This is a genomic window from Collimonas sp. OK607, from assembly GCF_900111995.1.
Classification (GTDB): domain Bacteria; phylum Pseudomonadota; class Gammaproteobacteria; order Burkholderiales; family Burkholderiaceae_D; genus Collimonas.
This window is the reverse complement of sequence record NZ_FOKF01000009.1, coordinates 1-24,759: the sequence shown is the minus strand read 5'-3', so window position 1 is coordinate 24,759 and position 24,759 is coordinate 1. Positions and strand designations below refer to the sequence as shown.

Below are 24,759 nucleotides of genomic sequence, written 5' to 3'. Positions count from 1 at the left end.
AAAAGAAAAAGGGGTGGCCTAGGCCACCCCTGAATTCATGTTTTATTATTATTTTTTTACTTCAGGCCGGCGATGTAGTCAGCTACCGCTTTGATTTCATCATCAGACATGCGCTTGGCGATCGTCGTCATCATCGGCCCGTTCTTGCGGGCGCCGTCGCGGAAATTGGTCAGCTCAGCCACGGTGTAGTCCTGATGCTGGCCGCCGATCCGCGGAAACTGGGCCGGGATGCCGGCGCCGTTCGGGCTATGGCAACCGGCACAGGCCGGAACGCTCTTTTCGGCAATCCCGCCACGATAGATCTTTTTACCCAGATCCAGCGTATCCTTATTCTTGGCAGCACCCGGTTTAGCCGGTTGCGCATCCAGGTAAGCGGCGATGTTTTTCATTTCATCGTCGGTCAACAGCTTGGCCAGTGGCGACATGATCGGATTATTCCGGTCGGCGCCTTGGAAATTGGTCAATTGCTTGTGGATGTATGCAGCGTGCTGGCCACCCAGTTTCGGGTTGGTGCTGATGGTTGAAGCACCGACGGCACCGTGGCAAGAGACGCAAGCGGTAATGTTGCGCGCTGCGTCGCCATTGGTATACAGTGCTTCGCCCTTGGCTGGATCCGCTTTGGCAGGCCCGGCTGTCGGCGCATCCGAGGCATAGGCCACGGAGGAAAGTGCTAGCACTGCAACGAAGAAAGATGTCACTACTGGAAAAAACGCACGGTTCATTCAAACACCCTGAGACTTGATTTTAGAATTCGGTGGCGACGAAGCTGACCGGCTGAGCACCATCAATTGATCGCCTGGCTCCCAAAGGCTATCGATTGCGTATAAGGCGAAGCTAAGCAGAACAGCAGTACATAACCCCTTATTGTACAATAGCTTTCCGGCATTTTTGCCCCCCTTACCGCATTTTCTGCTCAACACATGTCCCTACTTTGGCAAGCCCGCTTCTTTACTACGGTTAATCATCTTCGAGACTTGCCAACTTTGCAAGTCCCCGAGATCGCTTTTGCCGGCCGTTCCAACGCCGGCAAATCGACCGCCATCAACCTTTTGTGCAATCAGAAGAAGCTGGCTTTCGCGTCTAAAACACCAGGCCGCACCCAGCATATCAACTACTTTTCCATAGGCGGCGCCCACGTCGCCCAGCATCGCAAGGACGAAACCAAGATCGATGAAATTCGCGCCTTGCTGGTCGACTTGCCCGGTTACGGCTATGCTGAAGTGTCCGGTTCGGCCAAGCTTCACTGGCAACAATTGCTTGGCGATTACGTACGCCGCCGCCAGCAGCTGGCAGCGCTGGTGCTGATTGTCGACTCGCGCCGTCCGTTCACGGAACTCGATGTCCAGATGGTGGAATGGTTTGCGCCTACCGGTAAGCCGATTCATTGCATCTTGAGCAAATCCGACAAGCTCAACCGCAATGACGCAACCAACGCCCTGCGCCAGGCGCGCACTTTCCTGGCGAGTTACGTCGATGAAAACAATCAGCAACTGCCGTTTACCGCACAACTGTTTTCTGCGCTGAACCGCAGCGGGCTGGAAGAAGCCAATGATCGTATTTTGGAACTGGCTGGTCTGACAAGCGTGGCCGGTGGTGCTGCTGAGTCAGCTGACGCCGCTAGCGCCGCTGATGAAGGCGACGACGAAGGGCAAGTTTAGCAATTAACTAGACATAAAAAAGCCCTGGAGAAAGGGGAATATCTCCAGGGCGTAATGCCTTATCACCAAAAGCGATACGGCCCCGCTCAGGGAGGGAAGCGGGAGGCGAATGATGCACCTATTGCTAGGAGAAGGACTAGGCCGAAAAAGTTCACGATTTTTTTACTTTTCGGCGAAAATATTAGCGATGCGGGAAAAAATCGCTCTCCACTCACCTGATATCTCAAAGACCGACATGCCACATTCTCAGAAAACTGCTCAATTCCCAGCCATCCGCATGCGCCGTATGCGCAAAGATGCATTCTCGCGCGCAATGATGCGGGAAAATACTGTCACCGCTGCCGATCTGATTTATCCGGTATTTGTGCTGGACGGCAAACATCAACGCGAAAAAGTAAGTTCAATGCCGGGAGTTGAACGCCTGTCGATTGATTTGCTGTTGAATGTGGCAGAAGAGTGTGTAGCGCTGGGAATCCCGGTCATCGCTTTATTTCCGGTCATTAACCCATCGCTGAAAACTCCTGACGGCATCGAAGCCACCAACCCGCAAGGATTGATTCCGCGCGCGGTACGCGAGCTGAAACAGCGCTTCCCTGAACTCGGCATCCTGACCGACGTCGCGTTGGATCCTTACACCAGCCACGGCCAGGACGGCGTGCTGAACGCCGACGGCTACGTGTTGAATGATGAAACCTGCGCCATCCTGGTCAAGCAAGCCCTGACCCAGGCCGAAGCCGGGGTGGACATCGTGGCGCCATCCGACATGATGGATGGCCGCATCGGCGCGATCCGCAACGCGCTGGAAGCGCATCACCATATCTACACTCGCATCATGGCGTATTCCGCCAAATACGCCTCGGCTTTTTATGGCCCGTTCCGCGACGCTGTCGGTTCTTCCGCAACGCTGGGCAAGAGCAATAAGAACACTTACCAGATGGATCCGGCCAACAGCAACGAGGCATTGCATGAAGTCGCGCTGGATCTGGCCGAAGGCGCCGACATGGTGATGGTGAAACCCGGCATGCCTTATCTGGATATCGTGCGCCGCGTGAAAGACGAGTTCAAAGTCCCGACCTTTGCCTATCAGGTCAGCGGTGAATACGCGATGATCAAGGCGGCGGCTCAAAATGGCTGGCTCGATCATGACAAGACCATGATGGAAGCCATGATGTCTTTCAAGCGCGCCGGAGCAGACGGCGTGCTGACCTATTTCGCGCTGGATATTGCCCGTCACCTGAAAAAGGGTTGAAAAACCGTTCAGGCGCTTGGGGCGCTTTGTTTGCCCGTGGTTTACTAGACACCGCTCTCTAATCCAAATGCGGCTTGCATTGGTTACCATGCAAGCACATAACGATCGATCGCCCTCCAGGCGACAAGGAGACTGACGTGCAAGAAAAGGTAATCACGCTGGCAACGCCGGTGTTCTTTTTACTGATCTTCATCGAGCTGATTGTCGGCCTGCTGCGTCAACGCAACACCTACCGCCTCAACGATGCCATCAATAGCATCAGCCTCGGCGTGCTGAGCCAGGTGTCGGGTGTTTTCATGCAAATGCTGCGGGTTGGCATATACGCCTGGCTAGTGAGCCATATCGGACTATTCAAGCTGCCTGCCGACAGCATCTGGGTCTGGCTGTCCGGCTTGCTGCTCTACGATCTCTGCTACTACTGGCTGCATCGCTACGGCCACGAAGTCAACGTCTTGTGGGCAGCCCACGTGGTGCACCATCAAAGCGAAGACTACAATCTCTCCACCGCCTTGCGCCAGACCAGCAGCGGTTATCTGCTTGGCTGGATTTTCTACGTGCCGCTAGCCATCCTCGGCTATCCGGTGGAAGTATTTGCCGCGCTGGCGCTGATCGATCTGCTGTATCAATTCTGGGTTCACACGCAACAGATAGGCAAGTTAGGTTGGCTCGACCGTGTGCTGGTCACGCCGTCGAATCATCGCGTCCATCACGGCGTCAACGACATCTACCTGGATAAAAATTACGGCGGTATCCTGATCCTGTGGGATCGCCTGTTCGGCACATTTATCGAGGAACGTGACCAGGATCCGGTGGTCTACGGTACCCGTAGCCCGTTGCGCAGCTGGAACCCGATCTGGGCCAATTTCGAAGTGTACAAAGTGCTTTGGCTGGATTCCTGGCGCGCGCGGAACCTTGGGGATAAGTTGCGGGTCTGGTTTGCCGCACCGGGCTGGCGCCCCGCCGATGTTGCGGAAAAATGGCCGGGTGCGCCGTTCGACATCGCCCGGCCGCTGTATCATCCGCAACTAAGTCGCGCGGCCCAGGTCTATTGTTTGTTGCAATTCATCATTTTGTTGCTGGCAACCACCCACTTTCTGGCGGCACAGGTCACCATACCGTGGCCGCACGGGCTGGCTTACGCCATCTGGCTGGTGGCCGGACTCTGGATTGTCGGCGGCCTGATGGAGATGCGGCCGCGCTACATCGCGCTGGAAGCATTACGCCTGGCGGTAACCGGCGCCGGCGTGGTGATCGGCAAAGTCTGGTTCGGCGCGGTATCCTTATCACCGCTGGTGCAAGGCGTTGTCGTCAGCGTATCGCTGGTTTCGATGATCGCCCTCTGGCTTATATTTAAACGCTTATCGACAATGCATGGACATCTTTCTCATCAGTGACAACCAGGTTAGCCAAAGCAAGGAAATACCCGACACCGTACCGGTCAAGGGATTCCTGTGGATTGACGCCACCCACGAAGAAGTAGGCGCCGATCCGGAAGCCTGGCGCAGCGCCATCGCTCTGGCCACCGGCGTCCAGATCTACGATCCGCACATGACGGATACGCTCAATCCGAATCATCCGTCGTATTTCGATTCGACTCAGGATTACGGCATGGTAGTGTTTCGCAAATTGATGCTGAACGGCGCCGGTGGGGGCAATGGTAACGGCAACGGTCATTCCCGCGCCGCTGAAAACAGTACGCAGAATGCCGGCGACACGAATACTCCGCCACCAGCGGCTACACCCGAAAGCGAACACGGCAAGCGGCGGATTCCAGCTGCATTGAGAGCGTTAGCCACACAACCGGTAACTTTCCTGATCATGGACCATGCGCTGGTTACGGTGCATGAGCGCTATAGCCGCACTATCGATGCCGCGCGCACGCGTCTGCTCGACCTGTGCGACAAGCCGGAAAAGACGCCGCACTCGACACGCCCGCCGACATCGCCGGAAGATTTATTGCTGCGCCTGATCAACGCCATGGTCGATCAATACCTGGATCTGCGCCAGCCGCTGACAACGCAACTGGATCGGTGGCAGCGGGCGCTGCTAGATCCGCGCAAGCCGTTCAAGGATTGGATGGCGCTACTGGACGCGCGGATTGAATTGCGCAAGCTGGAAAACCTGTGCGAAGAACAGCACGATGCCATGCAAGAGCTGCGCGATTATTTCGTCGACATCGATGACGGTATCGAAATCAGCCGCGCCAAGGATCTGCTGCTGGTGCGCATCAATGACGTGATGGAACACATCACGCGGGTGCTGAATCATGCGCGCCGGCTGGAGTCATCGATTGAATCGGCGGTGCAAATTCATTTTTCCGCGGTCGCTCATCGTACCAATGAAATCATGCGCACACTTACCGTGATTACCGCGCTGTTCATGCCGTTGACGCTGATTACCGGGATTTTCGGCATGAATTTTATCGAAATGCCGCTGCTGAAAAATAATGCCGGATTCTGGCTCACGATGGGTAGCATGCTGCTGATCGTGGTCGGCATGCTGGTATTCTTTCAGCGTCGGCGATATCTTGAAAGCCAGGCGCTGGACCGGCGCTAAGCATCGTGCGTCCGTCATGAAAAAGCCCCGTCAAATAACGACGGGGCTTTTTTATTTTTATCTGTCTGCTTCACAAACAGAGCGAAAATTCAGTCGCGGTTAGGCTGCGGAGTCAGTCGCAGATAAGGGCGGATCGCCTTGTAACCCTTAGGGAATTTCTGCTTGAGAACCTCGGGATCCTGCAACGACGGCACGATCACGACATCCTCGCCATCCTTCCAGTTTCCTGGCGTGGCAACCGAATAATTGTCTGTCAGTTGCAGGGAATCGATGACGCGCAGTATTTCGTCGAAGTTGCGGCCGGTGCTGGCCGGATAGGTGATGATCAGGCGTACTTTCTTCGATGGATCAATCACGAACAGCGAGCGCACGGTTGCTGTTGCGCTAGCATTCGGATGGATCAGGTCATACAGTTCCGATACCTTGCGATCGGCATCGGCAATAATGGGAAAACCAACCACGGTGTTCTGTGTTTCATTGATATCCTTGATCCATTCCTGATGCTTGTCGGCAGGGTCCACAGACAATGCGATCACTTTGACGCCGCGCTGTTCGAACTGCGATTTCAATTTGGAAGTCAGGCCAAGCTCAGTGGTGCAGACTGGAGTGAAGTCAGCCGGATGCGAAAACAGCACCACCCACGAAGCGCCGGCCCAATCGTAAAAGTTGATCTTGCCGAGCGAAGAATCCTGCTCAAAATCGGGGGCGACATCGCCAAGGCGTAAAGTCATATCAGGCTCCTTTAAATTGCACGGGGGTTAGCAAAAAACACAGAACTAAAACTATAACGTCGTGGCGGCAATCGCCTAAAGACTTTTATCGACTATCGACATAACCTGCGGTTGGAAGCGCGTTATGTTTTTGCGTCAAGAACCGAGAGCGACTGCAGGAATTTATCGGCATTCTGATAGCCGATGACACGGCCATGCGGTACTTCCTGTCCGCGTCCATCGAAAAATATGATGCCTGGCGGTCCGAACAAATTGAAGCGCTTGAGCATCGCTTTGTCGTCCGCGTTGTTGGCGGTCACATCGATTTGCAGCAAGATCATGTCGCCAAAGCGCGTTTGTACGCGTGGATCGGTGAACGTGAGTTTTTCCATTTCCTTACATGACACACACCAGTCGGCATAGAAATCCAGCAACGCGGATTTGCCATTGGTCTGGGCTAATGCGGCGTCCAGTTCGGCCACGGATCTGACCTTGACGAATTGCGTGTGAACACTTTGACTTTGTTGCGCGCCGCCCAGATGGGCCAGCGGCGTCCAGACATCACGCCCGCCAGTAAGGCCGCCAACCAGTTGCAGCACGCCGCACACCATGAATGCCACGCCGAATGCTTTGGCGAACCAGGCGGATGATGCTGATGACTTCGCCCACAACAGATACGCGCCATAGCCGATACCCAAGGCCGCCCATCCCAGCATCTGCGCCAGCACTGGGATCACTGGCGATATCATCCATAACGCCGTTGCCAGCATCAGTACACCAAAGAAGCGCTTAATAGACTCCATCCAGGCACCAGCCCGCGGTAACAGCGAGCCCGCAGAAATACCGATCAGCAGCAAAGGAACTCCCATGCCGATCGCCATCACAAACAGCGTGCTACCACCGATGACAACATCGCGTGTCTGGCTTATATATACCAATGCACCTGCCAGCGGCGGCGCAACACATGGGCCAACAATCAGGGCCGACAGCGCTCCCATGACAAATACACCGATCAATTTACCGGCGGATTGCTGACCGGACATTTGCGTGAATTTTGTTTGAATTGCTGCAGGCAACTGCAATTCATAGTATCCAAACATCGACAATGACATCAGCACCATCAGTAGAGCGAATATCGATAACACCCAAGGATTCTGCAGGGCTGCCGCCAAACCATGACCGGCCAAGCCAGCCGCAACGCCGAGTGCGGCGTATACCAATGCCATACCCAACACATAAGTTGCCGACAGCAGAAATCCGCGGCGGCGACTTACCTGAGTCCCCTCGCCCAGAATAATGGTGGACAGAATCGGCATCATTGGATAGGAGCAAGGCGCTAGGGATAGGCCAAGACCCAGTACAAAAAACAAAGGCAGGATTACCAGCAATTTGCCGCTTTTCAGCGACGAAACGATGCGCCCATCTTCTGAATCTGCATTCGCGGTTTCCCTCGTATTTGTTGACTCCAAGGTCGAATTGCCAGACTGTTCCGCATCAGCCGTTGACTGCGGCGTATCGACAGCTGCGTCGCCACCGCTGGCCAGCCCCATGGCACTCAGCAAGCCACCGCCAGCGCCACCACCGGTCGTGGACAGGCTGATGCGCGAATCCATGGGCGGATAGCACAAGCCTTTGTCAGCGCAACCCTGGCCGGTGGAAATCAGCGTGAAGTTGCCATTCGCCTCAACTGGCAAGCGGATGGTGACGCTATGGTGGTAAGTCTCGACATTCTTATTGAACGTCTGGTCGAACTTGACGGTGCCGGCCGGGATCTGCGGTTCGCCCAAGGTCGCGCCTTCAGCCTTGAAATGGAAACGCTCGCGGTACATGTAATAGCCGTCGGCGATCGCATAGGTTACTTCAGCAGTCTTGGCGTCGACCATGCGGGCGGAGAACTTGAACGCGACTTCCGGCGCCAGATAGTCGTCGTCATCGGCATGCGCCAGGGAAAACACGAACATCATGGCAAACAACACTGACAATTGCTTGAAAAGCTTAAACATTCACGTCCCTTTGGGTTTCTGCAGTAATCCAGTTCAGATAGGCCGGTAAACCAGCCACAATCGGTAAGGCAATTATTTCCGGCAATTCGTACGGATGGGCCGCTTTTATCGCGATTTCCAGCTCAGCATAACGGCTGCTGACGCTCTTGATCAGCACCGTCACCTCGCTGGCCTGCTCCACCGCACCGTGCCAGCGATACACCGACTGCACGGCAGGCATGATATTGACACAAGCAGCCAATTTGCGTTCCGCCAGTTGCTGCGCCAGCGCCTGGGCACTGGCTGCGTCGGGCAAGTTGGTGAGTATGAGCAAGGCTTCTGACATAGTCGATCTCCGGGGACATTCCTTACAACCGGCGCCGCCAAATGACGGCCGAAAGGGCAGAGAACGGCGTCCAGAACGCAAAAAAGCCAGGCTAAGCCTGGCTTCTTATTTTAACGCAGCTTGGCTGGTTAAGTTTGCTACCAAATTGACTAAGCTTAGTCAGCTGTCGGCACTTCGGCGCCGTCGCTGATTTCCGGACGGTCCATCAGTTCGATGTAAGCCATAGGAGCGTTATCGCCAACGCGGAAACCCATTTTCAGGATGCGCAGGTAGCCGCCATTACGGTTAGCGTAACGTGGGCCCAGTTCAGCGAACAGCTTCAAAACCATTTCGCGGTCGCGCAGACGGGCGAAAGCCAGGCGCTTGTTTGCCAGTGTATCGGTCTTGCCCAGTGTCAGGATCGGTTCGATCACGCGACGCAGTTCTTTTGCCTTTGGCAATGTGGTCTTGATTGCTTCGTGACGCAGCAGCGAAACAGTCATGTTGCGCAACATGGCGAGGCGGTGGGAAGAAGTACGATTTAATTTACGAAGGCCGTGACGGTGACGCATGGTAATTCCTTTCAGTTTTTGAGTTTACATCCAGCTCTTCGATCGACTTTGGCGTCTTGCCTTGGTCGCGGGCCGGTTGAAATTAAGTACAGCAATGAATACAACAAGGGTAAAGCGGTAAAACAAGCCAAGGGTGGGATTCTATCTCACCCCCGGCCGAACAACAAATATTACTTTTCCAGGCCTGCAGGCGGCCAGTTTTCCAGCTTCATGCCCAGAGTCAAACCACGGGATGCCAGAACTTCCTTGATTTCATTCAAGGACTTACGGCCCAGGTTTGGCGTCTTCAGCAGTTCATTTTCGCTACGTTGGATCAGATCGCCAATGTAGTAGATGTTTTCTGCTTTCAGGCAGTTTGCCGAACGCACTGTCAGTTCCAGGTCATCGACCGGACGCAACAGGATAGGATCGACTTGTGGTGCACGCGATGGCGCTTCTGCAGCAGCTTCTGTGCCTTCCAGTGCCGCGAACACGTTCAGTTGGTCCACCAGCACACGTGCCGATTGGCGAATCGCTTCTTCCGGAGTGATCACGCCATTGGTTTCAATGTTGATGACCAGCTTGTCCAGGTCGGTACGTTGTTCCACACGCGCCGATTCAACAGCGTAGGAAACACGGCGCACTGGCGAGAACGATGCGTCCAGAATGATACGGCCGATAGTCTTGTTAGCATCTTCCGTCAGACGACGGACGTTGCCTGGCACGTAACCACGGCCTTTTTCAACCTTGATCTGCATGTCGAGTGCACCACCAGCTGTCAGGTGAGCAATCACGTGATCCGGATTAACCAGTTCAACGTCATGCGGCAGATCGATGTCGGAAGCCAAAACTGCGCCTTCGCCATCTTTTTTCAGAGTCAGCGTGACTTCGTCACGGTTATGCAGCTTGAATACGACACCCTTCAGGTTCAAAAGAATGTCGACTACGTCTTCTTGCACGCCATCGAGCGACGAATATTCGTGCACCACGCCAGCGATCGTCACTTCAGTCGGCGCGTAGCCAACCATCGACGACAGCAGCACGCGACGCAGCGCATTGCCCAGGGTGTGGCCGTAACCACGTTCAAACGGTTCCATCACGACTTTAGCGTGGCCGGCACCCAGTGCTTCTACTTCGATAATACGTGGCTTCAACAAGCTGTTTTGCATGAAATGTCCTTTTCAATACCCTCGGCTCATTACACCGATAAGGCTGATGGCATTAAGGGTGCCGCCGACAATCCCGAAGATCACCGGCGGCACCCTGATAAAAAAGCCTAACCCCGAAAGGCCAGGCCGGAAAAAACTAAAATTAACGCGAATACAGTTCGACGATCAGCGATTCGTTGACATCGTTAGCGATTTCGTTGCGGTCTGGCAGGGACTTGAAAGTACCTTCCATTTTCTTCGCATCAACCGAAACCCACGATGGCATGCCGCCTTGTTCTGCCAGCGACAGAGCTTCAACGATACGTACTTGCTTCTTGGCCTTTTCGCGAACGGCAACTACGTCGCCTGGCTTCACTTGGTAAGAAGCGATGTTGACCACGTTACCGTTGACGGTGAACGCCTTGTGCGAGACCAATTGACGGCCTTCAGCACGAGTCGAGCCGAAACCCATACGGTATACGACGTTGTCCAGACGCGCTTCCAGCAAACGCAGCAGTGTTTCGCCGGTGTTGCCCTTGCGACGGTCCGCTTCAGCGAAATAGCGACGGAACTGACGTTCCAGGATGCCGTACATACGCTTAACTTTTTGCTTTTCGCGCAATTGGTTACCGTAGTCGGAGGTACGTGCACCAGATGTGCGGCCATGCTGACCTGGCTTGGAATCCAGTTTGCACTTGGAATCCAGCGAGCGGCGTGCGCTCTTCAGGAACAGGTCCGTACCTTCACGGCGGGAAAGTTTTGCTTTAGGTCCGATATAACGTGCCACGGTGCTTCCTTTTAAAAATATGACGCCGGTCTGCTGCCAACAACCAGGGTTGCTAGCGACACGGCGCTAGTCTGATTTGCTTTCAATCAGACGGTGGGCTTAAGAACAAAACCCGCCAAGGTCATTGGCGGGCAACTTGCGATCGCTACTGCAGGACAGTAGCGACAATCGAAATCGATTTAGATACGACGACGCTTTGGTGGGCGGCAACCGTTATGTGGTACTGGTGTGACATCTTGAATCTGGGTGATCTTGATACCCAGGTTGTTCAATGCACGAACAGCGGATTCACGACCTGGGCCTGGGCCCTTGATACGTACTTCCAAGTTCTTCACGCCACATTCCACAGCCACTTTACCAGCGGCTTCGGCTGCAACCTGCGCTGCAAATGGAGTCGACTTGCGGGAGCCTTTAAAGCCAGCGCCACCAGATGTCGCCCACGACAACGCATTACCTTGACGATCGGTAATCGTGATGATGGTGTTGTTGAAAGACGCGTGGATATGCGCGATACCTTCAGCAACGTTCTTTTTAACTTTTTTACGCACACGTGCTGCTGCGGCGTTATTTGGGGACTTTGCCATAATAATTTCCTTGAATCCGACTACCTAAATGAAACAATCAGTTGCCACGGAGCGTGGCACCTTAATTATTTCTTCAGCGATTGAGCGGCTTTGCGCGGGCCCTTGCGGGTACGTGCATTAGTACGAGTACGTTGGCCACGGCAAGGCAAGCCTTTTCGATGACGCATACCACGATAGCAACCCAGATCCATCAAACGCTTGATGTTCATCGACAGTTCACGACGCAGGTCACCTTCGACGACGAATTTTGCAATTTCGTCGCGCAGCTTTTCCAGCTCGTTATCGTCGAGATCTTTGATCTTCTTCGTAGTCAAAATACCCGTGCTGTCGCAAATTTCTTGTGCGCGTGGGCGGCCAACACCGTAGATGGCTGTCAAGCCGATAACAGTGTGCTGATGATTGGGGATGTTTACCCCTGCAATACGTGCCATTCGTTATTCCTCGATCAATAACGTTAATTAACCTTGGCGCTGTTTATGGCGCGGCTCTGTACAAATGACGCGAACCACGCCTTTGCGCTTAATGATCTTACAGTTGCGGCAGATGCGCTTGACTGATGCGAGCACTTTCATTTTCGTCTTCTTTCTATACTAAAAGTTACTTGGTACGGAACACAATCCGTGCCCGGCTTAAATCATAAGGTGTCAATTCTACCGTCACCTTATCTCCTGGGAGGATGCGAATATAGTTCATGCGCATCTTGCCAGAAATATGACCGAGGACGATATGTCCGTTTTCCAACTTGACTCTAAATGTTGCATTGGGGAGATTCTCAAGAATCTCGCCTTGCATCTGGATAACGTCGTCTTTTGCCATTCGGTCTACTGGTTCCTCTGGTCGTTCATTTCAACTTACCGCGTCGAAACGCCGCCCTTGAAATTTGCCTTACGCAGCAGCGAATCATATTGCTGCGACATCACGTAATTCTGTACTTGAGCCATGAAGTCCATGGTAACCACTACGATAATCAACAGCGATGTACCACCAAAATAAAACGGTACCTTCCAGCGAGCGATCAAGAATTCCGGAACCAAGCACACAACCGTAATATAGACCGCGCCAACCAGAGTCAAACGCATCAAAATCTTGTCGATATAACGTGCAGTCTGCTCACCTGGACGAATCCCTGGTACAAACGCGCCGCTTTTCTTCAGGTTGTCAGCTGTTTCCTTGCTGTTGAACACCAACGCGGTGTAGAAGAAGCAGAAGAAAACAATGGCAATCGCATACAGCAAAGCATGAATCGGCTCGCCTGGCGCCAACGAAGCCGCCATGTCCTTCAGAAAGTTGACTACCGGATTGGTTGAATCACCGGAAGTAAACCAACTCGTGATTGTCGCAGGAAACAAGATGATCGAGGAAGCGAAGATTGGAGGAATTACACCAGCCATATTCAGCTTCAACGGCAAATGACTGCTTTGACCGCCATAAATCTTGTTACCTACCTGACGCTTGGCATAATTCACCAAAATCTTGCGTTGGCCACGTTCGATAAACACAACCAGGAATGTCACGCCGGCAGCGATCAAACAAATCAGAATCGCCGACAGGGCACTCATGGAACCGGTACTTACCTGCCCGAACAAACCACCTACAGCGTTCGGCAGACCAGCTGCAATACCTGCAAAAATGATGATCGAGATACCATTACCAAGACCACGCTCGGTAATCTGTTCACCCAACCACATCAAAAACATTGTTCCTGTTACCAGCGTCACAACTGTCGTGAAGCGGAAAGCCAAACCTGCATCCAACACCAGGCCAGGTTGCGATTCCAGTGCTACCGCAATCCCCAGAGCCTGAAACGTCGCCAGCAACAGCGTACCGTAACGGGTGTATTGGGTAATCTTGCGGCGACCTGACTCGCCCTCTTTCTTCAACGCTTCCAGCTGAGGCGACACAATCGACATCAATTGCATCACGATCGATGCCGAGATATACGGCATGATCCCCAACGCGAACACGGTGAACCGCGACAACGCACCACCAGAGAACATGTTGAACATGCCCAAAATGCCGCCCTGGTGCTGCTTAAACAATTGCGCTAACTGCGATGGGTCAATTCCCGGTACAGGAATGTGCGCACCAACACGATATACAACCAATGCACCAAGCAAGAACCACAGACGGCCCCAAGGGAAGCCGCTCGCAGCACTCTTTGCAAGTTGGGGAGAAGTCGCCACTTATTGCTCCATTGCTACGAGTTAGAACGACAAATCAAGCAACCGATCCGCCAGCCGCTTCAATCGCAGCTTTTGCACCTTTAGTAGCGATCAAACCTTTGAGCGTTACCTTTTTGGTCAGTTCGCCGGACAGGATCACGCGTACAACGCGTGCCAGTTCGCCGATCACGCCAGCTTGCTTCAACACCAGGATATCTACTTCAGTTACCGGCAGGTTTTCCAGGTCCGACAAACGAACTTCAGCTTTGAACGGGGTTGCCATCGACTTGAAGCCGCGTTTTGGCAAACGACGTTGCAAAGGCATCTGACCGCCTTCAAAACCTACTTTGTGGAAACCGCCCGAACGCGATTTTTGACCCTTGTGACCGCGGCCGGCTGTCTTACCGATACCTGAGCCGATACCACGACCAACGCGACGCTTGTAATGCTTGGCGCCATCTGCAGGTTGAATAGTATTCAATTCCATAATTTGCTCCGTTCGCAAGCCTAAGCTTACGACACCACTTTCACAAGATAGGACACTTTATTGATCATGCCGCGCACGGATGGTGTGTCTTGCAACTCGGAAACCGAATTAACGCGACGCAGGCCCAAACCGCGAACTGTCGCGCGATGAGTTTCGCGCGTGCCGATCAAACCCTTGATCAATTGTACTTTTACAGTTTTTGTCATTTTGATCACCTTAGCCCAGAATTTCTTCAACGGACTTGCCGCGTTTTGCCGCGATTTCCGATGGTGTGTTCATCTTTGACAAGCCGTTCAAAGTAGCACGAACCATGTTGTACGGATTGGTCGAACCAGTGGACTTGGCCACAACGTTCGTCACACCCAGTACTTCAAAAATTGCGCGCATTGGACCGCCGGCAATAACACCAGTACCGTCTTTAGCTGGCAGCATCAAAACCGATGACGCGCCGTGCTTGCCGGAAATAGCGTGTTGCAAAGTGCCATTCTTCAGCGTTACCTTGATCATCTTGCGACGGGCTTCTTCCATAGCCTTCTGCACAGCAACTGGCACTTCTTTCGATTTGCCCTTGCCCATGCCGATACGGCCATCGCCATCACCAACAACAGCCAATGCTGCAAAACCCATGATACGACCACCCTTGACCACTTTGGTCACACGGTTGACCGCGATCATTTTTTCGCGCATGCCATCATCCGGCTTATCGCTTTGCATTTTTGATTGCATTTTTGCCATGACGATTCTTCCTTAGAACTTCAGACCGGCTTCACGGGCGGCATCTGCCAGCACCTTGACGCGGCCGTGGTAACGGAAACCGGAGCGATCAAACGCAACTTCGGTAACTCCTGCTTTCAGTGCCTTCTCGGCAACGCGCTTGCCAACCAGAGATGCAGCTGCTGTATTGCCGCCTGCACCGGACTTGCCGGCCAGTTCTGCACGTACTTCAGCTTCCAGTGTGGAGGCCGAAGCCAGCACTTTAGCGTCAGGGCCGATGATGCTGGCGTAAATGTGCAAGTTGGTACGATGCACTGCCAGGCGGTTCACCTTTAACTCTGCGATCTTGGCACGCGTTTGGCGTGAACGGCGCAGACGTGATTGTTTCTTATCCATCGTCAACCCCTATTACTTCTTCTTGGTTTCTTTAAGGATTACCACTTCGTCCGAGTAACGAACGCCCTTGCCCTTATAAGGCTCAGGTTCGCGGTAAGCACGAACTTCTGCAGCAACCTGACCAACACGTTGCTTGTCGATACCCTTGATCAGGATCTCGGTTTGCGTCGGTGTTGCCACGGTAACGCCTTCTGGCATTTGGTGTACAACAGGATGCGAGAAACCGAGCGACAGATTCAACTTGTCACCTTGTGCTTGCGCACGAAAACCAACGCCAACCAGGTTCAGCTTCTTTTCAAAGCCCTTGGTAACACCATTGACCATGTTGTTGACCAGAGCACGCAAGGTGCCTGACATCGCATTGGCTTCACGGCTGTCGTCAGCGGCAGCGAAATTCAGCGTGCCGTTGTTGTTTTCGATTTTTACCAGGCCATTCAAAGCCTGGGAAAGCGAGCCCAATGGGCCCTTGACTGTGATCGCCGCTGCTGTAATGGTCGCTTCCGCGCCAGTTGGCAGTGCAATCGGCATTTTACCTACACGAGACATGTTGCACTCCTTAGGCGACGTAGCAAATAACTTCGCCACCGACACCGGTTGCGCGCGCTTTGCGGTCCGTCATGACACCAGAAGGTGTCGAAATAATTGCCACACCTAAGCCGTTCATCACGTTAGGGATGTCATCTTTGCCCTTGTAGATCCGCAGCCCTGGACGGGATACACGATCAAGGCGTTCGATAACAGGACGGCCGGCGTAATACTTCAAACCGATTTTGAGTTCCGCTTTGCCGCCTTCTTCTGCGACAGCGAAATCTTCAATGTAACCCTCGTCCTTGAGGACGTTGGCAATCGCAATCTTGACCTTCGACGATGGCATTGCCACGGTTGTCTTGTGAACTACTTGCGCATTGCGGATACGGGTCAGCATATCGGCGATAGGATCGCTCATACTCATTGCATATTCTCCTATTACCAGCTTGCTTTAGTCATACCCGGAATTTCGCCACGCATGGCGATTTCACGGAGCTTAATACGGCCCAGACCGAACTTGCGGAAAGTGCCACGTGGACGACCAGTCAGGGAGCAACGATTACGTTGACGGGTCGGAGCCGAGTTACGTGGCAGCGCTTGCAATTTCAAGCGAGCTTCGTAGCGCTCTTCTTCCGACTTCGATTGGTCATCAATGATTGCCTTTAACTCGGCACGCTTACCGGCGTATTTCTTTACCAGGTCAGCGCGCTTTTGTTCACGGTTAATCAGTGCCAGTTTTGCCATGGCAACCTCAGTTTCTGAACGGAAATTTAAATGCGGCGAGAAGCGATTTTGCTTCGTCGTCGGTCTTTGCAGTCGTCGTGATACTGATATTCATACCACGCAACACATCAATCTTGTCGTATTCAATTTCGGGGAAAATGATCTGCTCTTTCACACCGATATTGTAGTTACCACGACCGTCAAATGCACGACCGGAGACGCCACGGAAGTCACGAACGCGCGGCAGCGCGACAGTAACCAGGCGATCCAGGAACTCGTACATATGAGCGCCACGCAATGTAACCATGCAACCGATTGGATAGCCTTCACGGATTTTAAAACCCGCAATAGCTTTCCGTGCCTTGGTCACGACTGGCTTCTGACCTGCAATCTTGGTCAAATCGCCAACAGCGTGTTCAATGATCTTCTTGTCCGCAATCGCTTCCGACAGACCCATGTTCAGGGTGATCTTCAGGATGCGCGGCACTTCCATCACGGACTTGTAAGCGTATTTCGCTGTCAAGTCGGCAACGACTTTTTCTTTATAGAATTCTTGGAGACGGGCCATGATCTCTTAAACCTTAACAACTTCGCCGCTGGACTTGAAAACGCGGACCTTCTTACCGTCCACATCTTTAAAACCAACGCGATCTGCCTTGCCAGTTGCTGCATTGAACAACGCAACATTTGACACGTGAATTGGCATCAACTTGTCAATGATGCCACCAGTTACACCAGTCATCGGGTTAGGCTTGGTCGCTTTTTTAGCAACGTTGATGCCTTCTACGACAACGTGGTTAGCATCAACGCGTTGCTTTACAACACCGCGCTTGCCCTTGTCTTTACCAGTCAGGACGATTACCTCGTCGCTTTTCCGAATCTTATCCATCTCGACTCCTTACAGCACTTCAGGCGCGAGCGACACAATCTTCATGAAGCGCTCAGTGCGCAATTCACGAGTGACTGGTCCAAAAATACGCGTACCAATTGGCTCAAGCTTCGCGTTCAGCAGCACTGCTGCATTGCCGTCGAACTTGACCAACGAACCATCTTGACGACGAACACCTTTAGCGGTCCGTACGACAACTGCGTTATAGATCTCGCCTTTTTTGACGCGACCACGTGGCGCTGCCACTTTGACGGTAACCTTGATCACATCACCAATGCTGGCATAGCGACGCTTGGAACCACCCAGAACTTTGATACACATAACTTCGCGTGCACCAGTGTTGTCGGCTACTTCGAGCCGGCTTTCCGTTTGAATCATAATATTTTCTTTCCCAACTTAACTCGCTGCCGCACGATGCGGATTTACGGTCAGTCTTGGTCCTGTCAGGGCAACTCTGCTGAGCGCACTGCTTAGGTGGACGACTTCCAAAACTTCTTGCTAGATACTGCAGGGTGTTTTCTACTGCTATCGCTCTTATTGGAAGCCAACAGGAGCGAAGCCAAGCATTATTACATCAAAATGCTTGGCTCGCAACAAATACTTATAATACCTGTGCTACTTGTACCACACGTGTCACGCTCCAAGCTTTAGTCTTGGAAATCGGACGGCCTTCTTGGATCTCGACTACGTCGCCTTCCTTGGCCTGGTTGGTTTCGTCATGTGCATGGTACTTGTTAGTACGCACAATGATTTTGCCATACAGAGGATGCTTGACGTGGCGTTCGATCAGGACGGTAACAGTCTTGTCCATTTTATCGGACACAACTTTACCAACCAGCGTGCGCTTGAGCGCTTGTTTCACTTGATCGTTCATTACAGGGCGCCCTTCGAATTGATGACGGTCTTGACCCGTGCTATATCGCGACGAACTTTCTTCAATTGCGACGTATTGCTCAATTGCTGAGTAGCGATTTGCATGCGAAGGCTAAACTGCGCCTTCAGCAACTCGTTCAGCTCTTTCGTCAAGGCCGCTTGATCTTTGTCGCGGAGTTCAGATGCTTTCATGATTCACTCCAATTATTGGCCAACTTGACGCACGACGAACGTGGTCAAAAGCGGCAATTTAGCTGCAGCCAAACGGAATGCCTCACGCGCCAGAGCTTCGTCGACGCCATCCATCTCGTACAGCACTTTACCTGGCTGAATTTCAGCCACGTAGTACTCGGGGTTACCCTTACCGTTACCCATCCGGACTTCAGCAGGCTTTTGCGAAATTGGCTTATCTGGGAAAATACGGATCCAGATACGACCACCCCGTTTGATATGACGGGTCATTGCGCGACGAGCTGCTTCAATTTGACGCGCGGTGATACGACCGCGGCCAATCGCCTTCAAGCCAAATTCGCCGAACGACACGGCAGTGCCGCGCGAATGCGAAATGCCTTTATTGCGGCCCTTTTGCTCTTTACGATATTTTCTGCGTGCTGGTTGCAGCATGATTATTCTCCTGCTTTCTCGGCCGGCGCAGCAACTGCAGCAACTGCAGTTACAACACCATCAGCAGCGCCATCCGGCTTCTTGGCACGTGCAGGACGCGCACCAGGCGCACCGGCAGTTGCCGTAGTTTTAGGACGTGGACGGCTAGATGGCTTGCCATCATCGCGACGTGGGCCACGGCGTTTCTTGTCGTCGTCGTTAGGTACGTCGATTACCGGCGCTTCGCCGTTAGCCAGACGATCGCCCTTGTAAACCCAGACCTTGATGCCGATGATGCCGTATGTGGTTTCAGCTTCGCCGAAACCGTAGTCGATGTCAGCGCGCAGTGTGTGAAGTGGTACACGACCTTCGCGATACCATTCGGTACGTGCGATTTCGATACCATTCAAACGACCGGATGACATGATCTTGATCCCTTGCGCGCCCAGACGCATTGCATTCTGCATCGCACGTTTCATCGCGCGGCGGAACATAATACGTTTTTCGAGCTGTTGCGCGATCGAATCAGCGATCAGTTGTGCGTCGATTTCAGGCTTACGAATTTCTTCGATATTAACGTGAACCGGCACACCCATCAGCTTGGTCAACGACGACTTCAATACTTCGATGTCTTCGCCTTTTTTACCGATAACGACACCAGGACGCGAGCTGTAAATCGTGATGCGTGCGTTCTTTGCAGGACGCTCGATAACAACGCGGCCGACCGATGCGTTCTTCAGTTTCTTCTTGAGGAAAGCGCGTACTTTCAAATCTTCGCCGAGCATTTGGGCAAAATTACTATTGCCTGCATACCAGCGGGATCCCCAGTTACGTGTAACCGCAAGGCGGAAACCGGTTGGATGAATCTTCTGTCCCATCGTGACTCCTTAGTTTCCGACAGTCACGTAAATGTGACAGGATTGCTTCGAGATACGATCGCCACGGCCTTTAGCACGCGCTGTGAAGCGCTTGAGGACCGAACCTTTTTCCACATATATCGTCGTGACTTTCAGCTCGTCGATATCAGCGCCATCATTGTGTTCGGCATTCGCAATTGCGGATTCCAGAACACGCTTGATGATAGTCGCGCCTTTTTTCGGGCTGAAGGCCAGGATGTTAAGTGCTTGATCAATTTTTTTGCCGCGAATCAGGTCGGCGACCAGACGGCCCTTTTGGGCCGACAGGCGCACGCCGCGGAGGGTAGCTTTAGTTTCCATCATCGGACCTTATTTCTTAGCCTTCTTATCAGCGGCATGACCCTTGAACGTACGGGTCAGCGCAAATTCGCCGAGCTTGTGACCAACCATGTTCTCGGACACATATACCGGGACGTGTTGTTTGCCGTTATGCACAGCAATCGTCAGACCGATAAAATCCGGCATGATGGTCGAGCGACGGGACCAAGTCTTGATTGGCTTTTTGTCTTTGACCGCTTGCGCAGTTTCAACTTTTTTCACCAGATGGGCGTCGCAGAACGGCCCTTTTTTCAATGAACGTGTCATGTGTTACCCCTTATTTCTTGCCACGGCGCGAGACGATCATGGAAGTAGTACGCTTGTTGCTGCGTGTCTTCTTACCCTTAGTCTGTTGACCCCATGGCGAAACTGGATGACGACCAGCTGCGGTCTTACCTTCACCACCACCGTGAGGATGGTCAACCGGGTTCATGACCACACCGCGAACGGTAGGACGAACACCACGCCAACGCATCGCACCCGCTTTACCGATCTTGCGCAGGCTGTGTTCGGCATTGCCGACTTCACCTACGGTAGCGCGGCATTCGATGTGAACGCGGCGAACTTCACCGGAACGCAAACGAATTTGAGCGTAAGTACCTTCACGAGCCATCAACACCACGCCAGCACCGGCGGTACGGGCCATTTGGGCACCCTTACCTGGCAGCATTTCAACGCAATGCAGAATCGTACCAACCGGAATGTTACGGATTGGCAAGCAGTTACCGGATTTGATCGGCGCTTCCGAGCCGCTCATTACCTGGTCACCTACAGCCATGCCCTTAGTGGCGATGATGTAGTGACGTTCGCCGTCGGCGTAGCACAACAGAGCGATATTCGCTGTGCGGTTTGGATCGTATTCGATACGTTCCACTTTCGCTGGAATACCATCTTTGGTGCGCTTGAAGTCGATCAGACGGTAATGTTGCTTATGACCACCGCCGATGTGGCGAGTAGTGATATGACCGTTGTTGTTACGACCAGCTGTTTTCGACTTCTTCTCGATCAGGGCAGCAAATGGACGGCCTTTGTACAGGTCGGGATTAACGACCTTGACCATGCCACGGCGGCCCGGCGAGGTTGGTTTAACTTTAACGAGTGCCATTATTTAGCCTCCTCGGTGAAGTTGATCTCTTGACCCGGCTTCAAGCATACGAATGCGCGACGGGTGTGGTTACGGCGACCCATGGTCTTGCCGCTACGCTTTTGCTTACCCATACGATTGGCAACTTGTACCGACTCAACTTGAACTTTGAAGAGCAGTTCGACAGCAGCCTTGACTTCCAGCTTGGTAGCGTCTGGTGCGATACGGAAAACGACTTGCTCGTTCTTCTCCGCAACCATCGTTGCCTTTTCGGAAATCACTGGCGCCAGCAACACTTTCATCAAGCGTTCTTCGCTATGTTTAATTGCGTTCATGCCAGCATCTCCTCAATCTTCGCCAAAGCCAGCTTGGTGATCAGGATCTTCTTGTAGAACACAAGCGATACTGGATCAGCGTGACGTGGCTCACATACCAGGAAGCCTGGCAGGTTACGCGACGCCAACAACAGGTTTTCTTCCAGGTTGTCGGTAATCACCAACACGGAATCCAGACCCATGGTCTTCAGCTTTTGTGACAGCAATTTAGTCTTTGGCGCTTCGACCGAGAAATTCTCGACGACCGACAAACGACCTTCGCGTGCCAACTGCGACAGAATCGAGCAGAGACCTGCGCGATACATCTTCTTGTTTACTTTGTGCGTGAAGTTTTCATCAGGCGAGTTCGGGAAAATCCGACCACCGCCGCGCCACAGTGGCGAAGACGACATACCGGCACGAGCGCGGCCAGTACCCTTTTGGCGCCATGGCTTTTTAGTCGTGTGATGAACTTCTTCACGGTCTTTTTGCTTACGGTTACCGCTACGAGCGTTAGCCTGGTAAGCAACTACGACCTGGTGAATCAGAGCTTCGTTGTAGTCGCGACCGAAAATTGTATCCGGTGCAGCAACGTTCGAAGCAGCTTGACCTTGGTCATTCAGGAGCTTGAGTTCCATGAATTAGGCTCCCTTCTTAGCTTTGATTTTGATCGCAGGGCTGACCACAACTTGGCCGTTCTTTGCACCTGGAACCGCGCCTTTGATCAGCAACAGTTGGCGCTCAGCGTCAACACGTGCGATTTCGAGGTTTTGCGTGGTTACAGTAACGTCACCCATGTGACCGGTCATGCGCTTACCAGGGAAAACACGACCTGGATCTTGCGCCATACCGATGGAACCTGGGACATTATGCGAACGGGAGTTACCGTGGCTGGCACGACCGGATGCAAAGTTGTGACGCTTGATAGTACCGGCGTAACCTTTACCGATCGAGACACCTTGAACGTCAACCTTTTGACCGACTTCGAACAGGCTAGCAGCGATAACTTCGCCGGCCTTCAGCTCGGAAGCCTTGGTTGCGTCAATGCGGAATTCTCTGAGGATGGTACCAGCCTCGACGCCAGCTTTGGCGTAGTGACCAGCAGCAGCTTTAGTCACGCGTGAAGCGCGACGCTGACCGAATGCAACTTGAACAGCGGTATAACCGTCTGTTTCAGGCGTTTTGATTTGGGTCACGCGGTTGTTCGATACGTCCAACACGGTTACCGGGATTGAATCCCCATCTTCCGTGAAAATGCGCATCATACCAACCTTGCGACCAACAAGGCCTAAGCTCATTGTTTTTCTCCATTCCCGCCTACGATTGGGCGGGGCTGATGTTTGTACAACTAAAATAAGCACGATTGCATTAGGCCAAAGCAGCCGCAATCGCACCGAAGCCGATCAGTATAACCGGGTAAATTTTTATTTGCAAGACCATCTTTGTCGTGGTATGTCAAACTTTAGCCGGCTACACCTTATTTACAACACTCGCTAAATAACTGGGGGCAGAGTAATTTGCCCCGGGATTTACCCGGTAGCTCTTAGACTCTGCCCCAAGAATTATTGCGAATTTACTACTACTGCAAATTACTGCAGTTTGATTTCTACGTCTACGCCAGCTGGCAGGTCCAGCTTCATCAACGCATCGACAGTCTTGTCGGTTGGGTCAACGATGTCCATCAGGCGTTGGTGCGTACGGATTTCGAACTGATCGCGCGACGTCTTGTTGACGTGCGGCGAGCGCAATACGTCAAAACGCTGGATACGTGTTGGCAGAGGTACTGGACCCTTGACAACTGCGCCGGTGCGCTTGGCTGTATCAACGATTTCCTGTGCGGACTGGTCGATCAGCTTGTAGTCGAACGCCTTCAGGCGGATACGGATTTTTTGGTTAGCAGCGGACATGATTTTCCTTTAAAGAACGAACCGTGGATGACTATCAGCCACGGCATATTGTTACAGTGACAGCAAACCACCGAAGTGGCTTGCTTATTGCACTACAGCTTGCGCTACAGTTTTGCTATTACGCGTCAGGCAGGATCTTGGCAACAACACCTGCACCAACAGTACGGCCACCTTCGCGGATTGCGAAACGCAGACCTTCTTCCATCGCGATCGGGTTGATCAGCATGACTGTGATCGACACGTTATCGCCTGGCATAACCATTTCTTTGTCTTTCGGCAACTCGATCGAACCAGTCACGTCCGTTGTACGGAAGTAGAACTGTGGACGATAGTTGTTGAAGAAAGGTGTATGACGGCCGCCTTCGTCTTTCGACAGAACATAGATCTCGCCAGTGAAATGCTTGTGTGGCTTGATCGAGTTCGGCTTAGCCAACACTTGGCCCCGCTCTACGTCTTCACGCTTGGTACCGCGCAACAACACACCTACGTTGTCGCCTGCTTGACCTTGGTCCAGCAGCTTGCGGAACATTTCAACGCCAGTACAAGTTGTATCTTGTGTGTCACGGATACCGATGATTTGCAGTGCTTCGCCAACCTTGACGATACCGCGCTCGATACGGCCGGTCACAACAGTACCGCGGCCGGAGATCGAGAATACATCTTCCACTGGCAACAGGAAGGCGCCGTCAACAGCACGTTCCGGTGTCGGGATGTAAGTATCCAGTGCTTCAGCCAGAGCCATGATGGCTTGCTCGCCCAATGGGCCAGTGTCGCCTTCCAGAGCCAGCTTAGCCGAACCCTTGATGATTGGCAGGTCGTCGCCTGGGAAATCATACTTGGTCAACAGCTCGCGCACTTCCATTTCAACCAGCTCGAGCAACTCTTCGTCGTCGACCATGTCGGCTTTGTTCAGGAACACGATGATGTATGGCACGCCAACTTGACGCGACAACAGGATGTGCTCACGCGTTTGTGGCATCGGGCCGTCAGCTGCGGAGCAAACCAGGATCGCACCGTCCATCTGTGCCGCGCCGGTGATCATGTTTTTCACATAGTCAGCATGGCCTGGGCAGTCAACGTGGGCGTAGTGGCGAGCTGCAGTTTCGTATTCGACGTGTGCAGTGTTGATCGTGATGCCGCGCGCTTTTTCTTCTGGCGCTGCGTCAATCTGATCGTACGCTTTGGCTTCGCCGCCAAACTTCTTCGACAGTACTGTCGCGATCGCTGCTGTCAGCGTGGTCTTGCCGTGGTCAACGTGACCGATAGTACCAACGTTGACGTGCGGCTTGGTCCG

General features: G+C 53.0%; 38 protein-coding genes. 4 read left to right on the top strand and 34 right to left on the bottom strand.

The genetic code is table 11. The annotated features are described in order from the left end of the window. Positions 1 to 56: 56 nt before the first annotated feature. On the bottom strand, positions 57 to 722 hold the full coding sequence (locus BM029_RS08490; RefSeq protein ID WP_092434660.1) for a c-type cytochrome: 666 nt from the start codon (positions 720 to 722) through the stop codon (positions 57 to 59). 198 nt (positions 723 to 920) lie between these two features. Here BM029_RS08490 and yihA point away from each other — a divergent pair, with 198 nt between their 5' ends. From yihA to BM029_RS08470, 4 genes are all read left to right on the top strand, one after another. Next, positions 921 to 1,658 carry a ribosome biogenesis GTP-binding protein YihA/YsxC gene (yihA, locus tag BM029_RS08485; protein WP_092434657.1) on the top strand — a complete coding sequence of 246 codons (738 nt, stop codon included), beginning with the start codon at positions 921 to 923 and terminating at the stop codon, positions 1,656 to 1,658. A 235-nt stretch (positions 1,659 to 1,893) separates the two neighbouring features. Continuing rightward, positions 1,894 to 2,907, top strand: coding sequence for a porphobilinogen synthase (gene hemB / locus BM029_RS08480; RefSeq protein WP_170851021.1), 1,014 nt, complete (start codon positions 1,894 to 1,896; stop codon positions 2,905 to 2,907). Between the two features lie 137 nt (positions 2,908 to 3,044). Then, positions 3,045 to 4,301 carry a sterol desaturase family protein gene (locus tag BM029_RS08475; RefSeq protein ID WP_244544966.1) on the top strand — a complete coding sequence of 419 codons (1,257 nt, stop codon included), beginning with the start codon at positions 3,045 to 3,047 and terminating at the stop codon, positions 4,299 to 4,301. Further along, the gene (locus BM029_RS08470) at positions 4,279 to 5,463 is read left to right on the top strand and encodes a magnesium transporter CorA family protein (RefSeq protein WP_092434648.1); all 1,185 of its coding nucleotides are present in this window, start codon (positions 4,279 to 4,281) and stop codon (positions 5,461 to 5,463) included. Before BM029_RS08475 ends, BM029_RS08470 begins: the two co-directional genes overlap by 23 nt. Before the next feature lie 89 nt (positions 5,464 to 5,552). On the opposite strand, the gene BM029_RS08465 is transcribed toward BM029_RS08470, so the two are convergent. The 33 genes from BM029_RS08465 to tuf all read right to left on the bottom strand — a co-directional run. Continuing rightward, positions 5,553 to 6,194: a peroxiredoxin gene (locus BM029_RS08465; protein ID WP_092434646.1), complete on the bottom strand. Its 642-nt coding sequence runs from the start codon at positions 6,192 to 6,194 to the stop codon at positions 5,553 to 5,555. A 122-nt stretch (positions 6,195 to 6,316) separates the two neighbouring features. Further along, positions 6,317 to 8,176: a protein-disulfide reductase DsbD gene (gene dsbD / locus BM029_RS08460; protein WP_092434643.1), complete on the bottom strand. Its 1,860-nt coding sequence runs from the start codon at positions 8,174 to 8,176 to the stop codon at positions 6,317 to 6,319. Next, on the bottom strand, positions 8,169 to 8,501 hold the full coding sequence (gene cutA, locus BM029_RS08455) for a divalent-cation tolerance protein CutA (RefSeq protein WP_092434640.1): 333 nt from the start codon (positions 8,499 to 8,501) through the stop codon (positions 8,169 to 8,171). Before cutA ends, dsbD begins: the two co-directional genes overlap by 8 nt. A gap of 155 nt (positions 8,502 to 8,656) precedes the next feature. Next, positions 8,657 to 9,052, bottom strand: a complete 396-nt coding sequence (gene rplQ, locus BM029_RS08450; RefSeq protein ID WP_014004420.1) for a 50S ribosomal protein L17 — start codon at positions 9,050 to 9,052, stop codon at positions 8,657 to 8,659. 170 nt (positions 9,053 to 9,222) lie between these two features. Then, entirely contained in the window at positions 9,223 to 10,200 is a 978-nt protein-coding gene (gene rpoA / locus BM029_RS08445; protein ID WP_014004419.1) for a DNA-directed RNA polymerase subunit alpha, read from the bottom strand. Between the two features lie 142 nt (positions 10,201 to 10,342). Next, complete coding sequence (gene rpsD, locus BM029_RS08440) at positions 10,343 to 10,966, bottom strand: 30S ribosomal protein S4 (RefSeq protein WP_092356384.1); 624 nt, start codon at positions 10,964 to 10,966, stop codon at positions 10,343 to 10,345. A 179-nt stretch (positions 10,967 to 11,145) separates the two neighbouring features. Next, positions 11,146 to 11,550 carry a 30S ribosomal protein S11 gene (gene rpsK, locus BM029_RS08435; RefSeq protein WP_014004417.1) on the bottom strand — a complete coding sequence of 135 codons (405 nt, stop codon included), beginning with the start codon at positions 11,548 to 11,550 and terminating at the stop codon, positions 11,146 to 11,148. A 65-nt stretch (positions 11,551 to 11,615) separates the two neighbouring features. Then, complete coding sequence (gene rpsM, locus BM029_RS08430; RefSeq protein ID WP_014004416.1) at positions 11,616 to 11,981, bottom strand: 30S ribosomal protein S13; 366 nt, start codon at positions 11,979 to 11,981, stop codon at positions 11,616 to 11,618. A gap of 27 nt (positions 11,982 to 12,008) precedes the next feature. Beyond that, positions 12,009 to 12,122 (bottom strand): 50S ribosomal protein L36, encoded by a 114-nt coding sequence (gene rpmJ, locus BM029_RS08425; RefSeq protein WP_014004415.1) that lies wholly within the window; start codon positions 12,120 to 12,122, stop codon positions 12,009 to 12,011. 25 nt (positions 12,123 to 12,147) lie between these two features. Further along, positions 12,148 to 12,366, bottom strand: coding sequence for a translation initiation factor IF-1 (infA, locus tag BM029_RS08420; protein ID WP_014004414.1), 219 nt, complete (start codon positions 12,364 to 12,366; stop codon positions 12,148 to 12,150). 35 nt (positions 12,367 to 12,401) lie between these two features. Beyond that, the gene (secY, locus tag BM029_RS08415) at positions 12,402 to 13,733 is read right to left on the bottom strand and encodes a preprotein translocase subunit SecY (protein WP_092414067.1); all 1,332 of its coding nucleotides are present in this window, start codon (positions 13,731 to 13,733) and stop codon (positions 12,402 to 12,404) included. Between the two features lie 34 nt (positions 13,734 to 13,767). Continuing rightward, a complete protein-coding gene (rplO, locus tag BM029_RS08410; protein ID WP_092356311.1) occupies positions 13,768 to 14,199 on the bottom strand; it encodes a 50S ribosomal protein L15 in 432 nt (143 codons plus the stop codon). A 26-nt stretch (positions 14,200 to 14,225) separates the two neighbouring features. Beyond that, positions 14,226 to 14,405, bottom strand: coding sequence for a 50S ribosomal protein L30 (rpmD, locus tag BM029_RS08405; RefSeq protein WP_041742931.1), 180 nt, complete (start codon positions 14,403 to 14,405; stop codon positions 14,226 to 14,228). Between the two features lie 10 nt (positions 14,406 to 14,415). Further along, a complete protein-coding gene (gene rpsE / locus BM029_RS08400) occupies positions 14,416 to 14,934 on the bottom strand; it encodes a 30S ribosomal protein S5 (RefSeq protein ID WP_014004410.1) in 519 nt (172 codons plus the stop codon). 12 nt (positions 14,935 to 14,946) lie between these two features. After that, positions 14,947 to 15,309 (bottom strand): 50S ribosomal protein L18, encoded by a 363-nt coding sequence (gene rplR, locus BM029_RS08395; protein ID WP_041741098.1) that lies wholly within the window; start codon positions 15,307 to 15,309, stop codon positions 14,947 to 14,949. A gap of 12 nt (positions 15,310 to 15,321) precedes the next feature. Continuing rightward, complete coding sequence (gene rplF, locus BM029_RS08390) at positions 15,322 to 15,855, bottom strand: 50S ribosomal protein L6 (protein WP_092414066.1); 534 nt, start codon at positions 15,853 to 15,855, stop codon at positions 15,322 to 15,324. A 10-nt stretch (positions 15,856 to 15,865) separates the two neighbouring features. Then, positions 15,866 to 16,261, bottom strand: coding sequence for a 30S ribosomal protein S8 (gene rpsH / locus BM029_RS08385; protein WP_092356317.1), 396 nt, complete (start codon positions 16,259 to 16,261; stop codon positions 15,866 to 15,868). 14 nt (positions 16,262 to 16,275) lie between these two features. Beyond that, complete coding sequence (gene rpsN, locus BM029_RS08380; protein WP_014004406.1) at positions 16,276 to 16,581, bottom strand: 30S ribosomal protein S14; 306 nt, start codon at positions 16,579 to 16,581, stop codon at positions 16,276 to 16,278. Between the two features lie 7 nt (positions 16,582 to 16,588). Then, complete coding sequence (gene rplE, locus BM029_RS08375) at positions 16,589 to 17,128, bottom strand: 50S ribosomal protein L5 (protein ID WP_061936382.1); 540 nt, start codon at positions 17,126 to 17,128, stop codon at positions 16,589 to 16,591. A gap of 6 nt (positions 17,129 to 17,134) precedes the next feature. After that, a complete protein-coding gene (gene rplX / locus BM029_RS08370; RefSeq protein WP_061538669.1) occupies positions 17,135 to 17,449 on the bottom strand; it encodes a 50S ribosomal protein L24 in 315 nt (104 codons plus the stop codon). Between the two features lie 9 nt (positions 17,450 to 17,458). Next, positions 17,459 to 17,827, bottom strand: coding sequence for a 50S ribosomal protein L14 (gene rplN, locus BM029_RS08365; protein ID WP_014004403.1), 369 nt, complete (start codon positions 17,825 to 17,827; stop codon positions 17,459 to 17,461). A 223-nt stretch (positions 17,828 to 18,050) separates the two neighbouring features. Next, a complete protein-coding gene (gene rpsQ / locus BM029_RS08360; protein WP_014004402.1) occupies positions 18,051 to 18,323 on the bottom strand; it encodes a 30S ribosomal protein S17 in 273 nt (90 codons plus the stop codon). Beyond that, positions 18,323 to 18,514, bottom strand: coding sequence for a 50S ribosomal protein L29 (rpmC, locus tag BM029_RS08355; RefSeq protein ID WP_014004401.1), 192 nt, complete (start codon positions 18,512 to 18,514; stop codon positions 18,323 to 18,325). Before rpmC ends, rpsQ begins: the two co-directional genes overlap by 1 nt. A gap of 12 nt (positions 18,515 to 18,526) precedes the next feature. After that, positions 18,527 to 18,946 (bottom strand): 50S ribosomal protein L16, encoded by a 420-nt coding sequence (rplP, locus tag BM029_RS08350; protein ID WP_092356322.1) that lies wholly within the window; start codon positions 18,944 to 18,946, stop codon positions 18,527 to 18,529. Between the two features lie 2 nt (positions 18,947 to 18,948). Beyond that, a complete protein-coding gene (gene rpsC, locus BM029_RS08345; protein WP_092434637.1) occupies positions 18,949 to 19,803 on the bottom strand; it encodes a 30S ribosomal protein S3 in 855 nt (284 codons plus the stop codon). Between the two features lie 9 nt (positions 19,804 to 19,812). Next, positions 19,813 to 20,145, bottom strand: a complete 333-nt coding sequence (gene rplV / locus BM029_RS08340) for a 50S ribosomal protein L22 (protein ID WP_170851020.1) — start codon at positions 20,143 to 20,145, stop codon at positions 19,813 to 19,815. Between the two features lie 6 nt (positions 20,146 to 20,151). After that, complete coding sequence (gene rpsS, locus BM029_RS08335; RefSeq protein ID WP_014004397.1) at positions 20,152 to 20,427, bottom strand: 30S ribosomal protein S19; 276 nt, start codon at positions 20,425 to 20,427, stop codon at positions 20,152 to 20,154. 10 nt (positions 20,428 to 20,437) lie between these two features. Beyond that, positions 20,438 to 21,265: a 50S ribosomal protein L2 gene (gene rplB / locus BM029_RS08330; protein WP_014004396.1), complete on the bottom strand. Its 828-nt coding sequence runs from the start codon at positions 21,263 to 21,265 to the stop codon at positions 20,438 to 20,440. Next, entirely contained in the window at positions 21,265 to 21,579 is a 315-nt protein-coding gene (gene rplW / locus BM029_RS08325) for a 50S ribosomal protein L23 (protein WP_092414065.1), read from the bottom strand. Before rplW ends, rplB begins: the two co-directional genes overlap by 1 nt. Then, the gene (gene rplD / locus BM029_RS08320) at positions 21,576 to 22,196 is read right to left on the bottom strand and encodes a 50S ribosomal protein L4 (RefSeq protein ID WP_014004394.1); all 621 of its coding nucleotides are present in this window, start codon (positions 22,194 to 22,196) and stop codon (positions 21,576 to 21,578) included. Before rplD ends, rplW begins: the two co-directional genes overlap by 4 nt. A 3-nt stretch (positions 22,197 to 22,199) precedes the next feature. Further along, positions 22,200 to 22,856, bottom strand: coding sequence for a 50S ribosomal protein L3 (rplC, locus tag BM029_RS08315; protein WP_092356334.1), 657 nt, complete (start codon positions 22,854 to 22,856; stop codon positions 22,200 to 22,202). Positions 22,857 to 23,147: 291 nt separating this feature from the next. Beyond that, positions 23,148 to 23,465, bottom strand: coding sequence for a 30S ribosomal protein S10 (gene rpsJ, locus BM029_RS08310; RefSeq protein WP_014004392.1), 318 nt, complete (start codon positions 23,463 to 23,465; stop codon positions 23,148 to 23,150). A 118-nt stretch (positions 23,466 to 23,583) separates the two neighbouring features. Next, positions 23,584 to 24,759: elongation factor Tu (tuf, locus tag BM029_RS08305; RefSeq protein WP_244544965.1), on the bottom strand; the 1,176-nt coding region annotated here is incomplete at its 5' end.